This is a genomic window from Microbispora sp. NBRC 16548, assembly GCF_030268985.1.
GTDB lineage: Bacteria > Actinomycetota > Actinomycetes > Streptosporangiales > Streptosporangiaceae > Microbispora > Microbispora catharanthi.
The window spans coordinates 1-21,905 of sequence record NZ_BSSF01000012.1 but is presented as its reverse complement, the minus strand read 5'-3'; the positions used below and the strand labels follow the sequence as shown (position 1 = coordinate 21,905).

General features: G+C 70.1%; 16 protein-coding genes and 1 pseudogene. 10 read left to right on the top strand and 7 right to left on the bottom strand.

All coding sequences use genetic code 11. The features are described from left to right. From QSK36_RS29605 to QSK36_RS29585, 5 genes and pseudogenes are all read right to left on the bottom strand, one after another. A complete protein-coding gene (locus QSK36_RS29605; protein ID WP_285784638.1) occupies positions 1-3,180 on the bottom strand; it encodes a penicillin acylase family protein in 3,180 nt (1,059 codons plus the stop codon). 185 nt (positions 3,181-3,365) lie between these two features. Further along, a pseudogene (locus QSK36_RS29600) lies at positions 3,366-3,566 on the bottom strand (Uma2 family endonuclease); the annotation flags it as partial. A gap of 62 nt (positions 3,567-3,628) precedes the next feature. After that, positions 3,629-4,663: a polysaccharide deacetylase family protein gene (locus QSK36_RS29595; RefSeq protein WP_285784637.1), complete on the bottom strand. Its 1,035-nt coding sequence runs from the start codon at positions 4,661-4,663 to the stop codon at positions 3,629-3,631. A 334-nt stretch (positions 4,664-4,997) separates the two neighbouring features. Beyond that, the gene (locus tag QSK36_RS29590; protein WP_285784636.1) at positions 4,998-6,101 is read right to left on the bottom strand and encodes a polysaccharide deacetylase family protein; all 1,104 of its coding nucleotides are present in this window, start codon (positions 6,099-6,101) and stop codon (positions 4,998-5,000) included. Positions 6,102-6,296: 195 nt separating this feature from the next. Then, entirely contained in the window at positions 6,297-7,610 is a 1,314-nt protein-coding gene (locus tag QSK36_RS29585) for an MFS transporter (protein WP_285784635.1), read from the bottom strand. Positions 7,611-7,755: 145 nt separating this feature from the next. Here QSK36_RS29585 and QSK36_RS29580 point away from each other — a divergent pair, with 145 nt between their 5' ends. Further along, positions 7,756-8,985, top strand: coding sequence for a serine hydrolase domain-containing protein (locus tag QSK36_RS29580; RefSeq protein WP_285784634.1), 1,230 nt, complete (start codon positions 7,756-7,758; stop codon positions 8,983-8,985). A gap of 4 nt (positions 8,986-8,989) precedes the next feature. Here the strand turns inward: QSK36_RS29580 and QSK36_RS29575 are convergent, their stop codons facing one another. Beyond that, on the bottom strand, positions 8,990-9,355 hold the full coding sequence (locus QSK36_RS29575) for a nuclear transport factor 2 family protein (protein ID WP_285784633.1): 366 nt from the start codon (positions 9,353-9,355) through the stop codon (positions 8,990-8,992). 86 nt (positions 9,356-9,441) lie between these two features. After that, positions 9,442-11,097: a class I adenylate-forming enzyme family protein gene (locus tag QSK36_RS29570; protein WP_285784632.1), complete on the bottom strand. Its 1,656-nt coding sequence runs from the start codon at positions 11,095-11,097 to the stop codon at positions 9,442-9,444. Positions 11,098-11,289: 192 nt separating this feature from the next. On the opposite strand from QSK36_RS29570, the gene argC reads away from it, so the two are divergent. The 9 genes from argC to tyrS all read left to right on the top strand — a co-directional run bounded on the left by argC (position 11,290) and on the right by tyrS (position 21,128). Next, on the top strand, positions 11,290-12,312 hold the full coding sequence (gene argC / locus QSK36_RS29565) for an N-acetyl-gamma-glutamyl-phosphate reductase (RefSeq protein ID WP_183537246.1): 1,023 nt from the start codon (positions 11,290-11,292) through the stop codon (positions 12,310-12,312). Positions 12,313-12,340: 28 nt separating this feature from the next. Next, the gene (gene argJ, locus QSK36_RS29560; protein ID WP_183537248.1) at positions 12,341-13,495 is read left to right on the top strand and encodes a bifunctional glutamate N-acetyltransferase/amino-acid acetyltransferase ArgJ; all 1,155 of its coding nucleotides are present in this window, start codon (positions 12,341-12,343) and stop codon (positions 13,493-13,495) included. After that, the gene (gene argB / locus QSK36_RS29555) at positions 13,492-14,445 is read left to right on the top strand and encodes an acetylglutamate kinase (RefSeq protein WP_183537250.1); all 954 of its coding nucleotides are present in this window, start codon (positions 13,492-13,494) and stop codon (positions 14,443-14,445) included. Before argJ ends, argB begins: the two co-directional genes overlap by 4 nt. Before the next feature lie 41 nt (positions 14,446-14,486). After that, complete coding sequence (locus tag QSK36_RS29550; protein ID WP_221263786.1) at positions 14,487-15,632, top strand: acetylornithine transaminase; 1,146 nt, start codon at positions 14,487-14,489, stop codon at positions 15,630-15,632. Beyond that, the gene (argF, locus tag QSK36_RS29545; protein ID WP_285784631.1) at positions 15,625-16,659 is read left to right on the top strand and encodes an ornithine carbamoyltransferase; all 1,035 of its coding nucleotides are present in this window, start codon (positions 15,625-15,627) and stop codon (positions 16,657-16,659) included. The genes QSK36_RS29550 and argF overlap by 8 nt, the downstream gene beginning before the upstream one ends. Continuing rightward, positions 16,656-17,240 carry an arginine repressor gene (locus QSK36_RS29540; RefSeq protein WP_139574986.1) on the top strand — a complete coding sequence of 195 codons (585 nt, stop codon included), beginning with the start codon at positions 16,656-16,658 and terminating at the stop codon, positions 17,238-17,240. The genes argF and QSK36_RS29540 overlap by 4 nt, the downstream gene beginning before the upstream one ends. A gap of 413 nt (positions 17,241-17,653) precedes the next feature. After that, the gene (argH, locus tag QSK36_RS29535) at positions 17,654-19,066 is read left to right on the top strand and encodes an argininosuccinate lyase (RefSeq protein WP_285784780.1); all 1,413 of its coding nucleotides are present in this window, start codon (positions 17,654-17,656) and stop codon (positions 19,064-19,066) included. Continuing rightward, positions 19,048-19,731 carry a DNA-3-methyladenine glycosylase gene (locus QSK36_RS29530; RefSeq protein ID WP_183537256.1) on the top strand — a complete coding sequence of 228 codons (684 nt, stop codon included), beginning with the start codon at positions 19,048-19,050 and terminating at the stop codon, positions 19,729-19,731. The genes argH and QSK36_RS29530 overlap by 19 nt, the downstream gene beginning before the upstream one ends. A 131-nt stretch (positions 19,732-19,862) precedes the next feature. Beyond that, a complete protein-coding gene (gene tyrS, locus QSK36_RS29525; RefSeq protein ID WP_285784779.1) occupies positions 19,863-21,128 on the top strand; it encodes a tyrosine--tRNA ligase in 1,266 nt (421 codons plus the stop codon). Positions 21,129-21,905: the final 777 nt, after the last annotated feature.

The window sequence follows — 21,905 nt, the reverse complement described above, 5'->3', positions numbered from 1 at the left end:
CTACGTGCCGTACACCTCGAAGGAGTACAGCGAGTAGCCGTAGCCGGTGGCGCGCTTGACGCCCTGCATCCGCACGTACCGTGCGCCGGCCGGCGCGAACGTGACGTTGTCCACGCCGCCGTCGCCCGTGGTCGTCTGCGCGACGGTGGTCCACGCGGCGCCGTCCTGCGAGGTCTGGATCCGGTACGACGAGCCGTAGGCCGTCTCCCAGCGCAGGATCACCCGTCCCACGGTCTTCGCCGAGCCGAGATCGACCTGGACGTACTGGTTGTCGCTCCACCCGCTGGCCCACCGGCTGGCCGGGTCCCCGTCGACGGCCTTCGCCGCGCTGTTGGAGCCCTGGGTGCTGGACGCGCTCGCCGTACGGCCCAGGGCGAGATCGGTCACGTCGTCTCCGCGGTGCGCCGGGAACGAGACGACCTGCTGGTAGGTCGGCCGGTTCTGCCAGGAGATCAGCGAGTGCTTGACGCCTCCGAGCGGCGACTGCCGGACGGCGTCGGCGCACCACTGGTCGCCCGCCGAGCAGGAGTCGTCACCCGGGTAGGTCGTCGCCGCCGGTTCGGCCAGCGCCGCCGACAGGCTGTCCAGCAGGACCGTACGGCAGGCCGCCACGGTCGCCCCGCAGTACTTCGCCGCCAGGGGAGCGGTCACCGGGTCGCCCAGCACGGCCCGGATGTCCTTGTCCACGTAGCCCCACCACCCGTACTGGAACGACGAGCCCTTGTGGGCCTGGGCCTCGTTGGCCGATCCGGGCAGTGAGGAGACGTCGCCCTGCTGGTGCCCGGACGGCGACTCGTTGATCTGCAGCGCGTTGACCAGCGCCTGGTAGAGCCCGTCGCCCAGCCCGGGCCGGAACTGCGCCCGCACCAGCTTCGGCCACCACGCGTCGAAGATTCGGATGGCGTCGGCGTGCGCGTAGGTCTTGCTGCCCTTGGCGGTCTCCTCCCGCTTGGCGCCCGCGGCGGCCCAGGCGGACAGCTTGGAGACGGCCGAGGCCAGTGCGGGATCGGAGACGGACGCGCTGTTGATCACGCGCAGCAGCTTGGGCAGCACCTTCCACCCGCGCAGGTCGGTCGTCGCGGCCGACGCCATGATCTTCACGACCCCGGCGCGGTCGAGGGTGCCCGAGGACAGGGCCGCCTTGACCGGCGCGTCGAGCAGGTCGGCCCGGTGGACGGCGCCGAAGCTGAAGTTGCCGTCGGCCGCGCCGAAGTCCTTGGCCTGCTTGTTGTTCCAGCTCACGAAGTAGTCCTGGTTGACCGCCTGGGGGTGCGCCGAGGGCGGGACGTAGGACGCCGTGTTGGCCGCCGGGTCGAAGCCGCTCCACTCGTGGGCGGCGTCGCCCGTCATGGGCAGGTTCGGGTCGGACACCGCCGACCGCACGGGGACGTTGCCGGACATGAAGTACGCCGCGTCGGCGGAGTTCACGTAGAACCAGTTGAACGCGAAGCCGATGGTGGAGGCCGAGTTGCGGAAGGCCGCCGCCGAGCCCATCTCTGCCGGGTCGTTGAACATCTGGAAGCCGATCGCGGAGTCCGCCTCGTGCTGATAGGTCGAGCGCAGCGCGGTGAACGCCATCGGCACGCCGCCGACCGTGCCCCGCCAGGTGACCAGGCCATACTTGGTCCGCTTGACGACCAGGTCGTACGACCCGGCGGCGGTGGAGTCGGCCGTGTTGGGTTTCCAGGAGTTGGTCTTCTTCAGCGTCTCCATCGGCGTGCAGACGCCGTGGTAGAGGTAGTTGTCGCTGGAGATCGTGGGCGTGCCGCCGTTCGGGTCGCACAGCGTCACGGCGTACGTGTCGGTGATGTCCTCGGCGGCGGAGGTGGCGCTCCAGGCGTAGTCGGTGCCGCGTCCGAGCAGCACGTAGAGGTTGAGCCCGGCGAAGGCCGCGCCGCGCGCCCGGATGCCGGGCCCGGACAGCTCCTCCAGCATGAGCAGCTGCGGCGCGAAATAGCCGGTCTGCGGGCCGAAGACGGCGATCGGGTGGCCGCCGGTCGCCTTGGCGGCCGAGACCACGATGGCGTTGGACATCTCCGGCTTGGAGTTGTCCACCGTGAGCCCGGTCAGCGCGCTCTTGACCTGCGTGGTCGCGGACGTCGCGGTGCCGGTCTCGTTGGCCGTGATGTCGACCGGCGCGGTCGTGCCCGCGTCGGGCAGCACCACTCCGGTCGCGCCGGCCGGGGCCGCCCCGAAGGGGAAGCTCTGCCCGCTGTGCAGGGTCAGCACGGTCTCCGGGTCGTTCTGCGAGCGGAGGGCCGCCCACACCCGGTCGCCCTCGGCGGCGCCGTACTTCGCCCGCGCGGCCACGCGTACCAGGGCGGACTGCATCTCGGCGCCGCCGCCACCGCCGAACAGACCGCCGATCACGCCGGAGATCGCGATCAGGTCGGTCATCCGGAAGTCCTCCGGGCCGCCCTTGTTCGTGATCGCGTCGAGGTGGCCGGTGAGCACGTACTCACCCGGACAATCGCGGTTGGCCATGCAGTGGTCGATGTACGCGTTGATCCCGGCGATGTAGTTCTGCACGTCCGCGTAGAGCTGGGCGCCCCGGGTTCCGGCCGTCTTCAACCGGTCGATCTGGGCCTGGAGGTCGGCCTCGGTGTAGGGGGAGTTGCGCCAGACGCTCTGCTCCAGCTCCCTGTTGCCGGCGGCGCCACCGGCGAACGGCGTCAGCTCGCCCCGGCCGACGTGGCGCATGAGGTCCATCAGCCACAGGCGGTCCTGCGCGCCGGCGTATCCCGCTCCGAACATGGTGCCCTCGCGGGTGGTGCCGGTGACGTGCGGGACGCCGGTCGCCTTGTCGCGGACGATGGTGACGTCCGAACGCGGGCTGACCGTGCTGTCGACCTGGTTCGCCGGCACGCCGAACGCGCTGTCGTTGAAGAACGCGGAGATCTGCTCGTCGGTCAGGCCGGTGTAGCCCGAGACGAGGTCGGCGTACTTGCCGAGCTGGTCCTTGCTGTGGGCCGGGTACGTGCCGAGGGTCTGGTTGCCCAGGATGTCCACGAGCGTGGCGTTGCCGTTCTGGCCGGGCGGCAGGACGTCCGCACACTGGCCGAGACAGTAGTCGTCGGGCGGGTAGTAGGGGGCCGCGGCGGCCGGCGCCGCCGGCAGGCCGACGGCGATGAGGGCCAGCGCGGCGGCAGCGGTGATCGCCCGTCGAAGGCGCGCGTGCATGGGGGAACTTCCCTTCGCGGTGTCAGGGGGTGAAGGGACCGAGGGTGGTGCTGTTCACGCGCGTGAATGTGAGCGATGCTCAACTCTGGACGATACGCGCGGGTAACCAGAGGAGCAATGGGTGATTCCTCGCCGGTGGCGGCAGCCCCGCGTCCGCTCTGCCGCCGGTTTCGTGAAGGCGAAGGTCAGAGAGCGTCGATCTCGGTGAGGTCGATGTCGATCTCGAAGGGCACCGACAGCTTGAGCCGGTCGTGGTAGATCCCGGTCAGCGCGTACGACGTGGTTGCCGGGTCGAGTTCGTAGACGTAGACCGTGGGCCGGTCGGACTGGTTCTCGATCCGCCAGAAGTGGGCGATCCCCGCCTCCGCGTAGAGTTGCGGCTTCTGCGACGAGCAAACGACAGGGGTGCGGCGCTCCCCCGGAAGAGCGCCGCACCCCTAGGCGGAGGTCAGCCGGCCTGGCAGGAGACGGACGGCCAGGTCCAGTTGCCGTTGTGCTGGATGGTCACCCCGAAGTTGTTGCCGCTGCCGTTCGGCTTGGCGACCATCACCTGTGAGCTGGGCCAGCTGGCACTGGTGTTCCAGGTCGCGATGATCTTCGCGGGGGAGGGGACGTTCATGGTCACGGTCCAGTTGCTGGAGCCGCTGACCGAGACGTTGAGGTTGTATCGGTCGCTCCACTGCTGACCCGCGGACAGTGTCGCGGTGCAGCTGCCGCCGCCGGGGTTCGTGGGCGTGACGGTCGGCTGGCCGGTCGGGCCGCCGCTGCCGCCGTCGGGGGCGACCGCGCGGCCGGTGGACGGCGAGATCATGCCGGCGCACAGGTTGCGGCTGCGGAGGTTCGCCGCGATCTGCGAAATGGCCTGGACCGTCGTCGCGTACTGGTCGTGCATGAGGATGATCTGGCCGTTCTGGAGCCGGCCGGCGGCCTGCACGATCTGGGCGGTGCTGGCGCCGTTCCAGTCCTGGGAGTCGACGTCCCAGATGATCTCCCTGAGGCCGAGCTGCTGCTCGACCGACTTGAGGGTGGAGTTGGTCTCGCCGTACGGCGGGCGGAACAGTTTCGGCGCGGAGCCGGTGGCCTGCTGGATGGCCTGCTGGGTCAGCTGCAGCTCCGACTGGATCTGCGAGCTGCTCATCTGGGTAAGGTGCGGATGGGTCCAGCTGTGGTTGCCGACCCACATGCCCGCGTCCACCTGGGCCCGGACCAGAGACGGGTTGTTCTGGGCGTTCTGCCCGATGTTGAACATGGTGGCCCGCAGGCCGTTGGCCTTCAACGTGTTCAGCAGGTTCGTCGTGTTGCTGGGGTTGGGGCCGTCGTCGTAGGTCAGGCCGACGTATCCGGCACTGCAGTCGGCCGCGCTCGCGGGCGCGGCCGACAGGGCCACGGCGGCGAGCGCCGCGGTCAGGACGCTCGCGATCGCGGCGGCGAGGGTCTTGCGTAAGCGGGGACGTCGTCCGAGGGGCACGGCGCTGTCGGCCATCTCTCGCTCCTTCGATCGGGGGGAGGGCCGGACGGCGCCGTTCACCGGTAGGTGAGCGCCGCCCGGCCCAGGGGTTCGCCGGGCATCATTCTGAGGAACGACGCTGAAACATGTCAAAGAATCGCAGAAATGTTTCAGGAGTTGATCTGTTGATGTGCTCGTTGAACTGCCGAAACATCGGATGAAGATTTCATGACGGGAGCGTTCGGTAGGGACGATCCGCGTGCTTCCGGGCAGGGCCGCACCTGGAGACGCGACAGTCGTGCGGTGGGGAAGCGAGCTCTCCCCGCCGCACGACCGGGGTGTCGGGCGGTTGCCGTCGCGGTTGTGCGTGTCAGGACGCGCTGCAGGTCAGTGTCGGCGTGGCGGCGGTGCCGTTGGCGACGAAGCCGAAGGTGGTGGAGGCGCTCGCGCCCAGGCTGCCGTTCCACGATTCGTTGCGCACGCTCACGGAGGAGCCGGAACCGGACTGCAGGCCTCCCCACAGCTGGCTGATGGACTGGGAGCCGGGCCAGCTCCAGGTGACCGTCCAGCCGCTGATCGCCGAACTGCCCGCGCGTACCGTCACATTGGACTGGAATCCGCCGCCCCAGGAGTTGACGGTTTGCATGGTCGCCGTGCATGCGCCGGTTCCCGCAGTGGGCGTGACCGTGGGAGTGGGGCTGGGACTGGGGGACTGCGGGCTCGACGGAGACGGGGACGGGGACGGGGAGACCGGGCCGCCGCCGTCGGGGGCGACAGCCCGCCCGGTGGACGGCGAGATCATGCCGGCGCACATGTTGCGGCTGCGGAGGTTGGCCGCGATCTGCGGGATGGCCTGGACCGTTGTCGAGTACTGGTCGTGCATGAGGATGATCTGGCCGTTCTGTAGGCGGCTCGCGGCCTGGACGATCTGGGCGGTGCTCGCGCCGTTCCAGTCCTGGGAGTCGACGTCCCAGATGATCTCCCTGAGACCGAGCTGCTGCTCGATCGACTGGACCGTCGAGTTCGTCTCGCCGTACGGCGGGCGGAACAGCTTGGGTGCGGAGCCGGTGGCCTGCTGGATGGCCTGCTGGGTGCGCTGGAGTTCGGACTGGATCTGCGAGCTGCTCATCTGGGTAAGGTGCGGGTGGGTGTAGCTGTGGTTGCCGACCCACATGCCCGCGTCCACCTGGGCCCGGACCAGGGACGGGTAGTTCTGGGCGTTCTGCCCGATGTTGAAGAACGTGGCGCGCAGGCTGTTGGCCTTCAACGTGTTCAGCAGGTTGGTGGTGTTGCTCGGGTTGGGCCCGTCGTCGTAGGTCAGGCCGACGTAGCCGCCGCTGCAGTCGGCCGCCCGCGCGACCGTGGCGGACAGGGCCACGGTCGCGAGCGCCGCGGTGACGACGCCCGCGAGCGCCGTGGCGACCGCCTTGCGTAAGCCTGTACGTCTTCCGATGGGCACGGCGTTGTCGGCCATGTCTGTTCCTCCTGTCAGGGACTCTGATCGGACACCGGGAACAGGCCTGGTGGCACATCATGGCGCCGCCCGGCCCGGGGGTTCGCCGGGAGGATCATTCTGGGAAGCGCCGTTGAAACATGTCAAAGATCTATTAGAAATATTTCAGCGAGGATCGGCCAAGCGCGGGTCGCGCTGCGAACGCCGATGAACCTTTCACGCCGTCGCAGACTCCGGCGGGCGGAGAGCGAGCGCGTGCTCGTCGGTCCTGGCGTCGTACCGCCGGAATTTGGGCAACGCGGCGGCCATCAGCCCGACCGCGGCCAGGCAGAGCAGTCCGCCCGCCCCCAGGGAGAACCGGGTGCCGCCCAACTGGGCCATGAACCCCGCCCGCGCGTCGCCCAGCATCGGCCCGGTCGAGTAGGACAGCAGTTCGATGCCGGCGAGCCGCCCGCGATAGGAGTCCGGGATCGTCTGGTTCCAGATAGTGCCGCGGAACAGGCCGCTCACCATGTCGGCGCCGCCCGCGACGGCGAGGAACAGGAAGACCAGCCAGATGTCCGGCATCAGGGCGGCGAGCGCCACGGCGACGCCCCACAGGGTGGCCGAGACGATGACGGCGAGCCCGTGCCGGTGGACGTGGGCCGTCCAGCCCGAGGTGAGTGAGGCGATCACCGCGCCCACGCCGCCGGCCGCGTACAGCACTCCGACGGCCTTGGGCGCGCCGAGGTTCTCGGCCAGGAAGGGGAACAGCGCGGTGGAACTCGCGAAGGCCATCGCGGCGATGTCCACGAGATAGGTGCCCATCAGGTCCGGCCGTCGCAGCGCGTACCGTACGCCTTCCAGCAAGGAACGCAGCGACGCGGGGGTGGGCTCGTCGGCGCGGGGGACCGTGCCGACCCTGATCAGCAGCGCGAGGGACAGCAGGAACGTGGCGACGTCGACGCCGTAGGAGGCGGCCGGGCCGAGCGTGGCCACGATGAGACCGCCCGCGGCCGGCCCCGCGATCATGGCGGCGTTGCGGACCAGGCCCTGCACGGCGAACGCCGCAGGCATCCGGTCCAGCGGCAGCACCCGGTTGATCAGCGCCTGCTCGCTTGGCCCGCGTATGCTGCCGAGCCCGGCGGCCGGCGCCCCTGCGGCGTACAGCACCCACACCTGCGGCCGGGGCAGCAGCGCGTTGACGAGCAGGAGCACTGAGGAGAGGCACAACCCCAGCTCGCTGAGTATCACGATCGTGCGCCGGTCGCGCGCGTCGGCGATCGCGCCGCCCCACAGGCCGCACACCACCATCGGTACGAACTCGGCCATGCCCACCAGGCCCACCGCGACGTAGGACTCGGTGAGCTGCTTCATCTGGTAGGGCACGGCCACGGTCGTGATGACCGTGCCCAGCATCGTGATCAGCCCCGAGCCGAGCAGGAGGCGGAAGTCGCGGAACTCGCGCAGTGGACTGAGATCGAGTCTCAGCCGCCGGGCGAGGGACACGAGGGAACGGGCAGGAGCGTCCGGCACGACGAGCCATCTCATCCGGTCGGCCCCGGAAGAGGCAAGCCGTTTTCCGGGCCGTTCCGCCCTCCACGCCGCGTGACGGTGCGGGCGTGGAGGGAATGCTGGTCCTGCGACTCGGCCGGCGCGACCGAAGGGACGCCCGGCCCCGGCGGAGGGAGTCGGCATGGGCGTCATCCGGTGCCGGACGATCACGCTTCGCCTCCTGACCGTGTCGGCTCTCCTCCTGGGCGCGGCTCCCGTCGCTCCCGCACCGGGAGCGGCCGACCCCGGGCGGCGACCGCGTGACGCGGAGGCGGCGCTGGGCGCCGTGCTCGACCGGGCGGTGAGCGAGGGGTCTCCGGGCGCGCTGGCCCAGGTGTCCCGGGCGGGCGGTACGACGACGGTCACGCGCGGATTCGCGGACACCGGAACCCGGCGCAGGCCCCGGGCGGACATGCGGTTCAGGATCGGCAGCACGACCAAGACGTTCGTCGCCACCGTCGTCCTGCAACTGGTCGCCGAGGGCCGCCTCCGCCTGGACGACACGGTCGAACGGTGGCTGCCGGGGCTGGTCACCGGCACCGGCAACGACGGACGGGCCATCACCATCCGGATGCTGCTCAACCACACCAGCGGGCTGTTCAACTACACGAAGGACGAGCGCGTGCCGGAGGGGCTCGAACGCGATCCGCTCACGACCTTCACGCCGCGACGACTGGTGGGGTACGCGCTCAGCCACCCTCCGGTGTTCCGGCCCGGGACGTCCTGGGAGTACTCGAACACCAACTACGTCCTGCTCGCGATGATCATCAAACGCGTGACCGGGCACGCGTACTCCACCGAGATCACCACACGCGTCCTGCGCCCGCTGGGCCTGCGCGCGACCTACTTCCCCGGCACGTCGCCGGACGTCCGCGCCCCCTTCATCCACGCGTACAGCAAGGACGGGCTCTCGCGCTTCAACCCGTCCTGGGCCTGGGCCGCAGGTGAGATGGTCTCCACGGTCGGCGACCTGAACCGCTTCGACTCGGCGTTGCTGTCCGGGCGCCTGCTGCCCGCGCCCCTGATGCGGGAGATGCTCACCCCGGTGCTGAAGTCCGACGTCTTCCACGGGCCCGGCCCCTACCGCTACGGGCTCGGCGTCATGATGGTCACGTTGCCCTGCGGCGTCACCGTGTACGGGCACGGCGGCACGATCTTCGGCTCGCTCACCTGGATGGCCGGCACCCGTGACGGCCGCCACACGCTGTCTTTCGACCTGAACGGCGACAAGGTGAACCAGGGGGAGCTCACCACGGCGGCGAACATCGCGGAGTTCTGCCCGGCGACCCCGGTCCCCTCGCAGCCGTCGGCTCCGAGGGGCACCGGGCTCCCGCGAGTACCGGGCTCCGAGGGGCGCCGCGCTCCCGGGTGACCGATCAGGCGGGGACCTTGTCGAGGAAGCCGTACACGTTACGGATCCGGCCGTCCTCGGCGAGCGCCACGACGTCGAAGCCGATCACTACGGGCTCGGCGGCGCCTTCCGGGCCGAGGTGCCAGGTGAAGCGCGCGATGTCGCGGTGGCCGTCCACGGGCCCGCCCAAGGTGAACACGAACCCGGGGAACATCTCCTGCGCTCCGGCGATCACCGCGGCGATCCCCTCGTGCCCGGTGACGGCGGCCAGCGGGTCGGTGTAGCCGCCGTCCTCGGTCCACAGGTCCGCCACCGCCTTCGCCCTGGCGTCGGCGTCCCGCTCGTTCCAGGCGGCGATGTAACGCTCGGCCAGGGCGGTGTAGTCGGTCATTGTCCACTCCTTCGGGGATGTCTTCCGTGTGACACGTGAACGGTGTCACGGAGCCCCGAGGAAAGGCGATTACGCGGCAGGTAAGGCTAGAGACCCAGCGTCTCCTTGCGCAGGTGGGTCTTGAGCACCTTGCCGCCGGGGTTGCGCGGCAGTTCGGCCTCCCTGAACCAGAACCGCACCGGCACCTTGAACGCCGCGATGCGGCCGCGCAGGAACTCCTGGAGCTCCTCGCCGGTGGCGCCGGCGCCCTGCTTGAGCCGTACGACCGCGCCGACCTGCTCGCCCAGCTCGTCGTCCGGGATGCCGATCACTGCCGCGTCGTCCACCGCGGGATGTTCGAACAGGGCGGCCTCGACTTCGGCGCAGTAGACGTTCTCGCCGCCCCTGATGACCATGTCCTTGGCGCGGTCGACGATGTAGACGTAGCCGTCCTCGTCGATGCGGGCCAGATCGCCCGTGTGCAGCCAGCCGTCCACGAACGTCTCCGCCGTGGCCTCCGGGCGGTTCCAGTAGCCCATGATCACAATGGGCCCGCGCATGCACAGCTCACCGACCTCGCCGGGCGGCAGCTCGGCGCCGAGCGGGTCGCAGACCTTGACGTCCACGACGGCGAGCGGCAGCCCGATGCTGTCGGGCTTGGCCAGGTAGTCCCCGCCGCTGTTGTAGATCGCGAGCGCCGTCGTCTCGGTCATGCCGTATCCGTTGGCGGGCGTGCGGTTGGGGAGCGACTCGGTGATCCGCTCCAGCAGCTTCGGCGGGGCCGGGGCGCCGCCGTACGAGACGGAGCCGAGCGAGGAGATGTCGTGCTTGTCCAGGTCCGGGTGCGAGAGCAGCTGCCAGGCGTTGGTCGGCACACCGCTCATCACGGTGACCTTCTCGCGCTCGATGAGCTCCAGGGCCCGCTTGGGGTCCCACTTGTACATCAGCACGAGCCCGCCGCCGCTGAACATCGTGGTCATCAGTACGGCGAAGCACCCGGTGACGTGGAAGAGGGGCACGGTCAGCAGGGTGATCCTGCGCTTTTCCGCCGCCGCGGCCACGTCCCTGCCGGCCATCGCCACTGTGCGCATCATCGCGTACGCGACGGTCATCGGCGCCTGGCCGAGGTTGCGGTGGCTGCCGAGGGCGCCCTTGGACCTGCCCGTGGTGCCGGAGGTGTAGAAGATCGTGGCGGGGTCGTCGGGGCCGACCTCGACCTGCGGCAGCGTCACGTCGGCGCGGACCTCGCCGAGGACCTCGGCCCAGTTGGCCCCCTCGCCGCGGGTGACGATCATCGGCAGGCCGCTGCCGGCCATCCGGGCGGCGCGCTCGCCGTCGGCGATCACGACCTTGGCGCCGGAGTCGCTCAGGCCGTACTCCAGCTCCTGCTCGGTCCACCAGGCGTTGAGCGGCACGGCCACCGCCCCGGCGGCGAGCACGGCGGAGAAGGAGACGATCCACTCGGGGTAGTTGCGCATGGCCACGGCGACGCGGTCGCCCTTGCGCACGCCGTAGTCGTCCACCAGGCGGTTGGCGAGCGTCGCGGCCAGCCGGAAGTGCTCCTCGTATGTGATGCGCTCGTCCTCGTAGACGATGAACACCTTGTCCCCGTGAAACCGGGTGATCTCCAGGAGGGCCCGGAAGGACGCCGGAGCGTGCTTCCACACCCGGATCTTGTGACCGCCGACCTCGACCTCTTCCATCTCGAAGAGCTGCCCGGGCGCCGTGAGCTGGGCCTGGACCTGTTCGTTCGTGATCGTCATGCTGGCGCACTCCCGGATTCGTTCGTTAACCGGAGGTTTCACGATACCGACCGGTAGGTACGTCGGCTAGATGTCCATCCTTCGGAATGCTGCTTGCATGCTCATGCTTTGCGATGCATACTCTCTACACCAGCAAGAACATGAGGTCCGATGCATGATCATGCAGGGATCGCGAAGAATCGGGGGGCGCGGATGAGGGCGGCGATCGCCGGAGCCAGCGGCTACGCGGGAGGAGAGCTGCTCCGTCTGCTGCTCGGACACCCCGCCGTCGAGATCGGCGCGCTGACCGCCGCGTCCAGCGCGGGCACCAGGCTCGGCGCCCACCAGCCCCACCTGCCGTCGCTGGCCGACCGGGTGATCGAGCAGACCACCCCCGACGTGCTCGCCGGTCACGACGTCGTCTTCCTCGCCCTCCCGCACGGTCAGTCGGCCGCGGTCGCCGCCGAGCTCGGCGACGGCACGCTCGTCGTCGACTGCGGCGCCGACTTCCGGCTGACCAGCGCGCAAGAGTGGACAGCATTCTACGGCGGCGTCCACGCCGGCACGTGGCCCTACGGCCTGCCCGAGCTGCCCGGTCAGCGCGAGGTCCTGCGCGGCGCGCGGCGCATCGCCGTCCCGGGCTGCTACCCGACCGCCGCGACGCTGGCGTTGTTCCCCGCCTTCGCGGCCGGGCTGGCCGAGCCCGACGTCGTGGTCGTCGCCGCGAGCGGCACCTCCGGAGCCGGCCGGGCGCCCAAGACCCACCTGCTCGGCAGCGAGGTCATGGGCTCGGTCAGCGCGTACGGCGTGGGCGGGGTGCACCGGCACACTCCGGAGATGGAGCAGAACCTGTCGGCGGTCGCCGGACGGCCGGTCCGGGTGTCGTTCACGCCGACCCTCGCGCCGATGAGCCGCGGCATCCTCGCCACCTGCACGGCTCCCGCCGCCTCAGGTGTCACCCCCGCCACGGTCCGGGAGGCGTACGAGACGGCGGTGAAGGACGAGCCGTTCCTCCACCTGTTGCCCGAGGGGGTCTGGCCGGCGACCGCGATGACGGTCGGGGCCAACACCGCGGTCCTGCAGGTCACCCTCGACGAGCGGGCCGGGCGGATCGTCGCCGTCGTCGCCATCGACAACCTCACCAAGGGGACCGCGGGCGGCGCGATCCAGAGTGCCAACCTCGCTCTCGGCCTTCCGGAAGAAGTCGGCCTTCCCACCAATGGAGTCGCCCCGTGACCAAGATCGTCCCCTGTGAGGAGCGCGCATGAGCGTGACCGCACCGCTGGGCTTCCGCGCCGCAGGAGTCGCCGCCGGAATCAAGAGCGGCGGCGCCCGCGACCTGGCCCTGGTCGTCAACGACGGCCCCTCACGTGCCGCGGCCGGCGTCTTCACCCGCAACCGCTTCAAGGCCGCGCCCGTCCTGTGGTCGGCTCAGGTCCTCGGCGGCGGCCGGGTGAGGGCCGTCGTCCTCAACTCCGGCGGCGCCAACGCCTGCACCGGCCCGCTGGGCTTCCAGGACACCCACGCGACCGCCGAGAAGGTGGCGGAGGTCCTGGACGACTCCGCGGCGGAGATCGCGGTCTGCTCCACCGGACTGATCGGCGAGCGGCTGCCGATGGACGCGCTGCTCGGCGGCGTGGGGACCGCGGCCGCCCAGCTCAGCCGCGACGGCGGCCTGGCGGCGGCCGACGCGATCCGGACCACCGACACCGTCAGCAAGATCTCCTTCCGCCGCGGCGAGAACGGCTACATGGTGGGCGGCATGGCCAAGGGCGCAGGGATGCTCGCGCCCGCGCTCGCCACGATGTTGTGCGTGCTGACCACCGACGCCGATCTCACGTCCGAGGAACTCGACACGGTGCTGCGCAAAGCGACCTCCGTGACGTTCGACCGGCTCGACACCGACGGCTGCATGTCGACCAACGACACCGTGCTGCTGCTCGCGAGCGGAGCGTCGGGTGTGCGCCCCGACCTCGCCGAGTTCGAGAAGGTCGTCACCGCCGTCTGCGCGGACCTTGCCCGGCAGCTTCTGGTCGACGCCGAGGGCGCCTCGAAGGCGATCTCCATCGAGGTCGTCGGCGCGGCGTCGGAGGAGGACGCGGTGGCGGTGGGCCGTTCGGTCGCCCGCTCAAACCTGCTCAAGTGCGCGATCCACGGCGAGGACCCCAACTGGGGCCGGGTGGTCAGCGCGGTCGGCACCACCGACGCCGTGTTCGACGCCGAGCGGGTCAACGTGGCGGTCAACGGCATCTGGATCTGCCGTGGCGGCGCGGCGGGAGACGACCGCGCCAAGGTCGACCTGCGGCCCCGCGACGTGACCATCACCATCGACCTGTCCGCCGGCCCGCACACGGCGACCGTGCACACCACGGACCTCACGGCGGCCTACGTGCACGAGAATTCGGCGTACTCGTCATGAACGTCAGGCGGAACGGCGCCCTGGACAAGGCGCACACCCTGATCGAGGCGCTGCCCTGGCTCGCGCGCTTCCACGGCGCGACCGTCGTCATCAAGTACGGCGGCAACGCGATGACGGAGGAGCACCTGCGGGCCAAGTTCGCGGCCGACGTGGTGTTCCTGCGCTACGCCGGCCTGCGGCCGGTGATCGTGCACGGCGGCGGCCCGCAGATCCAGTCGCACCTCGATCTGCTCGGGATCGACAGCCACTTCGTGTCCGGGCTGCGGGTGACCACACCCGAGGCGATGCAGGTCGTCCGGATGGTCCTGGTCGGCCAGGTCAACCGCGACGTGGTCGGACTGATCAACGGGCACGGGCCGTTCGCGGTCGGCATGTCCGGCGAGGACGCCCACCTGTTCACCGCCGAGCGCAAGCACGTCGTCGTGGACGGCGTCAAGGTCGACATCGGCCAGGTCGGAGAGATCGTCCGGGTCGAGGCCGGTGCCGTGCGGGCCCTGCTGGACGACGGCCGCATCCCGGTGGTGTCGTCCGTGGCCCGTGGCGAGGACGGCGGGATCTACAACGTCAACGCCGACACCGCCGCAGCCGCCCTCGCCGTGGCGCTCCAGGCGTCGAAGCTCATCGTCCTCACCGACGTCGAGGGGCTGTACGCCGACTGGCCCAACAGCGAGGAGGTCGTCAGCCGTATCGGCGCGTCCGAGCTCGCCGCGTTGCTGCCTTCGCTGTCCAGTGGCATGGTGCCGAAGATGGAGGCATGTCTGGCGGCCGTGCGCGGAGGCGTCCCACAGGCCCACGTGCTCGACGGGCGGGTGCCGCACGCGCTGCTGCTGGAGGTCTTCACCGACGAGGGCATCGGGACGATGGTCGAGCCCGACGACGCCGTCCCGGCGGTGCGAGGCGGGATCGGAACGACGGCGGACGGCGCCGTGAACGGGGAGGTTGCCAGGTGACCACCAACGACGAACTGCGCGGACGCTTCGAAGCGGCGTTCATGCGCAACTACGGGGTGCCGCCGGTCGCCATCGCCCGCGGCGAGGGCTGCGCCGTCTGGGACGTGGACGGGCGCCGCTACCTCGACCTCATCGGCGGCATCGCGGTGACCTCGCTCGGCCACAACCACCCGGACCTGGTCGAGGCGGTGTCCCGGCAGGTGGCCACTCTCGCGCACACCTCGAACCTGTTCCTGCACGAGCCCGAGGTGCTGCTCGCCGAGAAGCTGCTCGCCCTGCTCGGAGAGCCGGCGCGGGTCTTCCTCTCCAACTCCGGCACCGAGGCCAACGAGGCGGCAGTCAAGATCGCCATCAAGTACGGCAAGACGCACGGCCGCGGCTACATGGTGGCTTCGGAGAACGGCTTCCACGGCCGCACGCTCGGCGCCCTGTCACTGACGGGCAAGCCCTCGATCCGCGACCAGTTCGGGCCGTTCCCGCTCGACGTCCGGTTCGTCCCGTACGGGGACGCGGACGCGCTCAAGAACGCGGTGACCGAGGACTGCGCCGCGGTCTTCCTGGAGCCCACGCAGGGTGAGGCGGGTGTCATACCGCCGCCTGACGGCTACTTCCGCACCGCCAGGGAGATCTGCTCCTCGGCGGGGGCACTGCTCGTGGCCGACGAGATCCAGTCCGCCATCGGCCGCGCCGGGCACTGGTTCGCCCACCAGGCGGAGGGGGTCGTCCCCGACGTTCTGACGCTGGCGAAGGGACTCGGCGGGGGCCTGCCGATCGGCGCCTGCATCGGCTTCGGCGAGGCCGGCGAGGTCTTCGCCAAGGGCGACCACGGCTCGACCTTCGGCGGCAACCCGGTCTCGTGCGCGGCGGCGCTCGCGGTGCTGAACACGATCGAGCGCGACGGACTGCTCGGCAACGCCGTGAAGGTGGGGGCGCTGCTGTCCGAGGGCATCGCCGCCGTGCGGCATCCGTTGCTCAAGGGGATCAGGGGACGCGGGCTCTGGCTGGCCGCCGTGCTCACCGCGCCGAAGTCGGCGCAGGTGCAGGCGGCGGCGCAGGAGGCCGGTTTCCTGGTCAACGCCCTTCAGCCCGACGCGGTACGGCTCGCGCCGCCGCTTGTCATCACCGAGTCCGACGTGCAGACCTTCCTCGACGCGCTGCCCGGCATCCTGGAGGCCGCAGATGCCTGAGAACGACCTCGTGAACCCCGTCACCGACCCGGACTCGGCGCGAGTCGGACAGGGCGCGGACCCGGCGCGAGTCAGACAGGGCGCGGACCCGGCGCGAGTCAGACACTTCCTGCGGGACGACGACCTGTCGCCGGAAGAACAGGCGCAGGTGCTCGACCTCGCCGAGGCGATGAAGAAGGACCGGTTCGGCTACCGGCCCTTCGAGGGCCCCCGCACGGTCGCCGTGCTGTTCGACAAGCCGTCCACCCGCACCCGGGTCTCCTTCACCGTCGGCGTCGCCGAGCTGGGCGGTCAGCCTCTGCTCATGGACCTCGGCACGTCTCAGATGGGACGCGGAGAGCCGATCGAGGACACCGCGCGGGTGCTGTCCCGGCAGGTCGCGGCGATCGTGTGGCGGACGGCGGGCCAGGAGCGCATCGAGGCGATGGCGGCCCACTCCTCGGTGCCGGTGGTGAACGCGCTGACCGACGAGTTCCACCCCTGCCAGATCCTCGCCGACCTGCAGACGATCCGGGAGCACAAGGGCTCGCCGCGGGGCCTCACGCTCGCCTACCTCGGCGACGGCGCCAACAACATGGCCCACTCCTACCTGTTGGGCGGGGCCACGGCCGGCATGCACGTCCGGATCGGGGCGCCGGTGGGCTACCTGCCCGACGCCCTGGTCATGGAGCGGGCTGCCGAGATCGCTGCGGCCACGGGCGGATCCGTCACGGCGGTGAGTGATCCGGAGGCCGCGGTGGCCGGAGCGCATGCCGTCGCGACCGACACCTGGGTGTCCATGGGCCAGGACGGCAAGGACGAGCGGGTCGCGGCCTTCGCCTCCTACCAGGTGTCCACGGACCTGCTCGGCCTGGCGGACCCGGACGCGATCGTGCTGCACTGCCTCCCGGCGTACCGGGGGTTGGAGATCGCCGCGGACGTCATCGACGGGCCGCAGAGCGTGGTGTGGGACCAGGCGGAGAACCGGCTGCACGCCCAGAAGGCGCTGCTGCACTGGCTGGCGACGCGGGGTGCGGAGGGGTCGTGACCATCCCGCTGACCAAGGCGGCCCGGCACGCGCGCATCGTGGAGCTGCTGACCAGGCACAAGGTCCGCTCACAGCCCGAGCTGGCCAAGCTCCTGGCGGAGCAGGGAGTTGAGGTCACCCAGGCCACACTCTCCCGCGATCTCGACGAGCTGGGCGCGCTGAAGCTGCGGGCCGACGACGGCACGCTGGTCTACGCGCTACCCGGCGAGGGCGGGGGACGGATACCGCTCTACCGGACCGGTGCGGCCAACGGCTTGCCGGAGAACCCCGACGCGCGGTTGCGGAGAATCGCGGAGGAGCTCCTGGTGTCGGCCGAGGCGTCGGCCAACCTCGTGATCCTGCGCACGCCGCCGGGAGCGGCACAGTTCCTCGCCTCGGCCATCGACCACGCGGGCTGGGAGTCGATCCTCGGCACGGTGGCCGGCGACGACACGATCCTCGTCATCAGCCGTGATCCGACCGGGGGGCAGGCGCTGGCGGAAACCCTGCTCAACCTGGCCACCCGCCGCCCGCCCGACGTGAGCAGGCACAAGCTCGCCGCGGAGGTCCGCGACCACGGCAGTGAGAAGCAGGAACCATGACGTGCCGGACCCACTCGCGGGCGGACTCGGCACGTCGGTGGCCATCCTTTGCCTCACCGGGAGGACCGGCGCGGAGGCCGTCGGAGAAGGCCCTGCTGATCGACGTCAGCAGGAGATCGCCGCACTCGATGGACCACAAGGAAATCGCGGCCGCGCGGGGCGCCCGCCAGGCCTGATCCACCCGGCATACGCCCCGGTTCCGGTGCAGGGACCGGGGCGTACGTCGGCTAAGGTCGCGGATTAGTCCCGCAGAAGGATCCGCGTGAAGGATTCGCGCCGAAGGTTCATCCGAGAAAACCGGGAGAAGGCGCAAGGATCCACATATGACGGCCCCGGGCGGGAACGGCGCGCGGTCATCTTTTCTGCAGGGACTTGAATATCGGAGGGAGAAGACGGTGGCGGACAACAAGCCGATGCGGCTCTGGGGTGGCAGGTTCGAGGGGGGACCCGCGGACGCCCTCACGCGCCTGTCGGTGAGCGTGCAGTTCGACTGGCGGCTCGCGCCGTACGATCTGCTGGCCTCGCGCGCGCACGCGCGCGTGCTGCACCGCGCCGGGCTGCTGACGCAGGAGGAGCTCGACCGCATGCTGGGTGCGCTCGACGACCTCGACCAGGCGTGCCGCAAGGGGGAGTTCCGCCCCACCGTGGCCGACGAGGACGTGCACACGGCGCTGGAGCGCGGCCTGCTCGAACGGCTCGGCTCGCTGGGCGGCAAACTCCGCGCCGGCCGCAGCCGCAACGACCAGATCGCCACCGACCTGCGCCTCTACCTGCGTGACCACGTCCGCGTGATCGTCTCCCGGCTTGTCGAGCTGGAGACGGCGCTGATCAGCCAGGCCGAGGAGAACGCCGACGTCGCCGCCCCCGGCATGACGCACCTGCAGCACGCCCAGCCCGTGTCGTTCGGCCACCAGCTTCTGGCCCACGTCCACGCGCTCACCAGGGACGTGAACCGCCTCCGGGACTGGGACAGGCGCGCGGCGGTCTCGCCGCTCGGCTCGGGCGCGCTGGCCGGGTCCTCCCTGCCGCTCGACCCCGCCGCCGTCGCCGCCGAACTCGGGTTCGACGCGCCCGCGCCGAACTCGATGGACGCGGTCGCCGACCGCGATTTCGCGGCCGAGTTCCTGTTCTGCGCGGCGCTGATCGGTGTGCACATCTCCCGGCTCGGCGAGGAGATCGTGCTGTGGGCTTCGCAGGAGTTCCGGTGGATCGAGGTGGACGACGCCTACTCCACAGGTTCGTCGATCATGCCGCAGAAGAAGAACCCTGACGTGGCCGAGCTGGCCAGGGGCAAGAGCGGCCGGCTGATCGGTTCGCTGATGTCGTTGCTGACGACCCTCAAGGGCCTGCCGCTCACCTACAACCGCGACCTGCAGGAGGACAAGGAGCCGGTGTTCGACGCGGTCGACACCCTGCTCCTGGTGCTCCCCGCCGTGTCGGGCATGGTCTCCACGATGCGCGTGAACAAGGCCAAGTTGGAGGCCAGCGCGCCCGACGGCTTCGCCCTGGCCACCGACCTCGCCGAACTGCTGGTCCGCCGCGGGGTGCCGTTCCGCGAGGCGCACGAGGCCGTCGGCCACCTGGTGGTGTGGTGCCAGGTGAACGACAAGGACCTCGGTGAGCTCACCGACGACGAGCTGGCCAAGGTCTCGCCGCACTTCGCCGTCGACGCGACCGGTGCGAGCGTCCGTGACGTACTGAACGTGCACGGCGCGCTGGCCGCCCGCAGCGCCTTCGGCGGCACCGCGCCCGACCGGGTCCGCGACCAGATCGCGAACCTCAGGGACGTCGTCGACGGTCAGGCGGCATGGGCGAACGAGAGCTGATCGAGGACGTCGCGGGCGCCCCGCTCGGCCGCGACTTCTTCGACCGCCCTTCCGACGTGGTCGCGCCCGACCTGCTCGGGCGCGTGGTCGTGCACGGGTCGGTGGCGGTGCGGCTGAGCGAGGTCGAGGCGTACGGCGGGCCGGGGCAGGACCCGGCCGCCCACACCTACCGGGGGCGCACGCCGCGTAACTCGGTCATGTTCGGGCCGCCGGGGCACCTCTACGTCTACTTCACGTACGGCATGCACTATTGCGCCAATCTTGTGTGCATGCCCGCGGGCACCGGCGCGGCCGTCCTGTTACGCGCCGGGGAAGTGATCGCGGGTGTGCACACCGCGCGCATCCGGCGCCTGCCGCACGCCGACGGGCCGGACCTGGAGGGGCTGGTGCGGCGTGTCCCGGACCGCGACCTCGCGCGTGGACCGGCTCGGCTCACGGTGGCGCTCGGCCTGGTCAGGGAGCACAACGGAACCGACTGCTGCGTCGGCGGGCCGATCCAGGTGCACGAGGGCCGGCCCGTGCCGTCCGGCCAGGTCAGGACAGGTCCTCGCACCGGCGTGTCGGCGGGCGCCGAGACGCCCTGGAGGTTCTGGATCGACGGCGATCCCACCGTCTCGCCATACCGCGCCCACGTTCCCCGGCGCCGAGGCCGTGCCACGAGCTGACGCGCAGGTAAGAAGTGGCGATAAGGTTCCGTGATCAGGCAGGCTTGTACGGAAGCCCGTACATCCACCATCGATAAGCGAAAGCCACGACCGTGACCGCAACTTCAGGCAACCTCGTGCCGACGTCGGAGATGGCTGACATCCTCGACGAGCTCGAGTGGCGCGACGTGATCGCGCAGACGACCGACATCGACGCGCTGCGCAAGGCGCTGGCGGACGGTCCTGTCACCGTATATGCGGGCTTCGACCCGACCGCACCCTCGCTGCACGTGGGCAACCTGGCCACGCTGCTGATCTTGACCCGTTTCCAGCGGGCAGGTCACCGGCCCATCGGCCTGGTCGGAGGGGCCACCGGTCTGATCGGCGACCCGAGCGGTCGCAGCACCGAGCGGGCGCTGAACTCCAGCGACATCGTCGCCGAATGGGTTGCACGAATTCGGGTGCAGGTCGAGAAGTTCCTGTCCTTCGAGGAGGGCCCGACAGCGGCCACGCTGGTCAGCAACCTCGACTGGACCGCGAACCTTTCGGCGATCGACTTCCTCCGGGACGTCGGTAAGCACTTCCCCGTCAACCGCATGCTCGCAAGGGAGTCTGTCTCCGCCCGGCTCGCCGGCGAGGGACTCAGCTACACCGAGTTCAGCTACCAGATCCTGCAGGCCAACGACTACCTCGAGCTGCACCGGCGGCACGGATGCACGTTGCAGCTCGGCGGCAGCGACCAGTGGGGCAACATCACCGCGGGCGTCGACCTGATCCGCCGGGTCGAGGGAGCTCATGTCCACGCGCTGACCGGCAAGCTGATCACCAAGGCCGACGGCACGAAGTTCGGCAAGACGGCCGGCGGCGCGGTCTGGCTCGATCCCGCGCTGACCTCGCCGTACGCGTTCTACCAGTACTGGCTGAACGCCGACGACCGGGACGTGGTGCGGTTCCTCAAGGTCTTCACCTTCCGGACACGGGAGGAGATCGACGAGCTGGAGAAGGCCGTGGCCGAGCGGCCGGCGGCTCGCGAGGCGCAGCGCGCCCTGGCCGAGGACCTGACCACTCTGGTCCACGGTTCCGAGGAGCTGGCCCGAGTGATCGCCGCTTCGCGCGCCCTGTTCGGGCAGGGCTCGCTGGCCGAACTCGACGCCCGCACGCTGGAGTCCGCGCTCGCCGAGGTGCCCAAGGCGGTCCTGCCCGCCCTGGGAGCGCCGTACGTGGAGCTGCTCGCGCAGAGCGGCCTGGTGGAGTCGAAGTCCGCGGCGCGCCGGGCCGTCAAGGAGGGCGGCGCGTACCTGAACAACACGAAGATCACCGACGAGGAGTACGTGCCCTCGGCGGACGACCTGCTGCACGGCCGATTCCTCGTGCTGCGCAGGGGCAAGAAGACGGTCGGCGGCGTAGAGGTCGCCTGACCTGCCGCGCTGAGTTGACTATGGCGCTGTGCTGACCATGGCACTGTGCTGACTTTGACGCTGTGCTGACTTTGACGCTGTGCTGACGATGGCGCTGGGCAGCCGCCTCGGTCCCGGACCGGGGCGGCTGTTTTATGGCCAAGAGTTGTTGTGACGTAGGTAACAATCACATGGCGTGGAGGGTGGCCGACGCCGGAAGTTCCCGTCTGACCTAGGGTTTCAGCCATCTCGGCGTGATTTGACGGCCGGGTCGGCGTTGCCTATTGTTTTCTTCGCCCCCGGGGAACGCGGGACGCCGACAGGCGGCCGGACCCGACGGGCAAGCCACTCTGACAACCATCCAGACAAGGCGTCCGCGTCGAGTCCGGGTCGTTCGTGGCGCGGCCAGACCGAAAGGTTTGACGCGAGGCGGCCGAGGGTTTAGTATGGAGTGGTTGCCCCGAGAGGGGTGGTCACTCTAACAAGAGCATCGGCCGAGATCGTATGGCCCTCCAGGTCTGCGGTGCGGCGATCGTCGTAGAGTCGGCCGAACGGAAGTCATCGCCCTGGATCTCGGGACTCCTAGCGGGTTTCGGGTGATGGTGGTCGCGTCCGTTTCTTGAGAACTCAACAGTGTGCTAAAAGCCAGTGCATGAATCATGCATGACCCTGTCATAGCGGCACTCTCGTGGTGTCGGTGACGGATTCCTTTGACGGCATCCTTCCTTAGCCGGGGGGTGTCGGCCAGAGTGATTTCTTTTCAAGCATTGTTTGGAGAGTTTGATCCTGGCTCAGGAC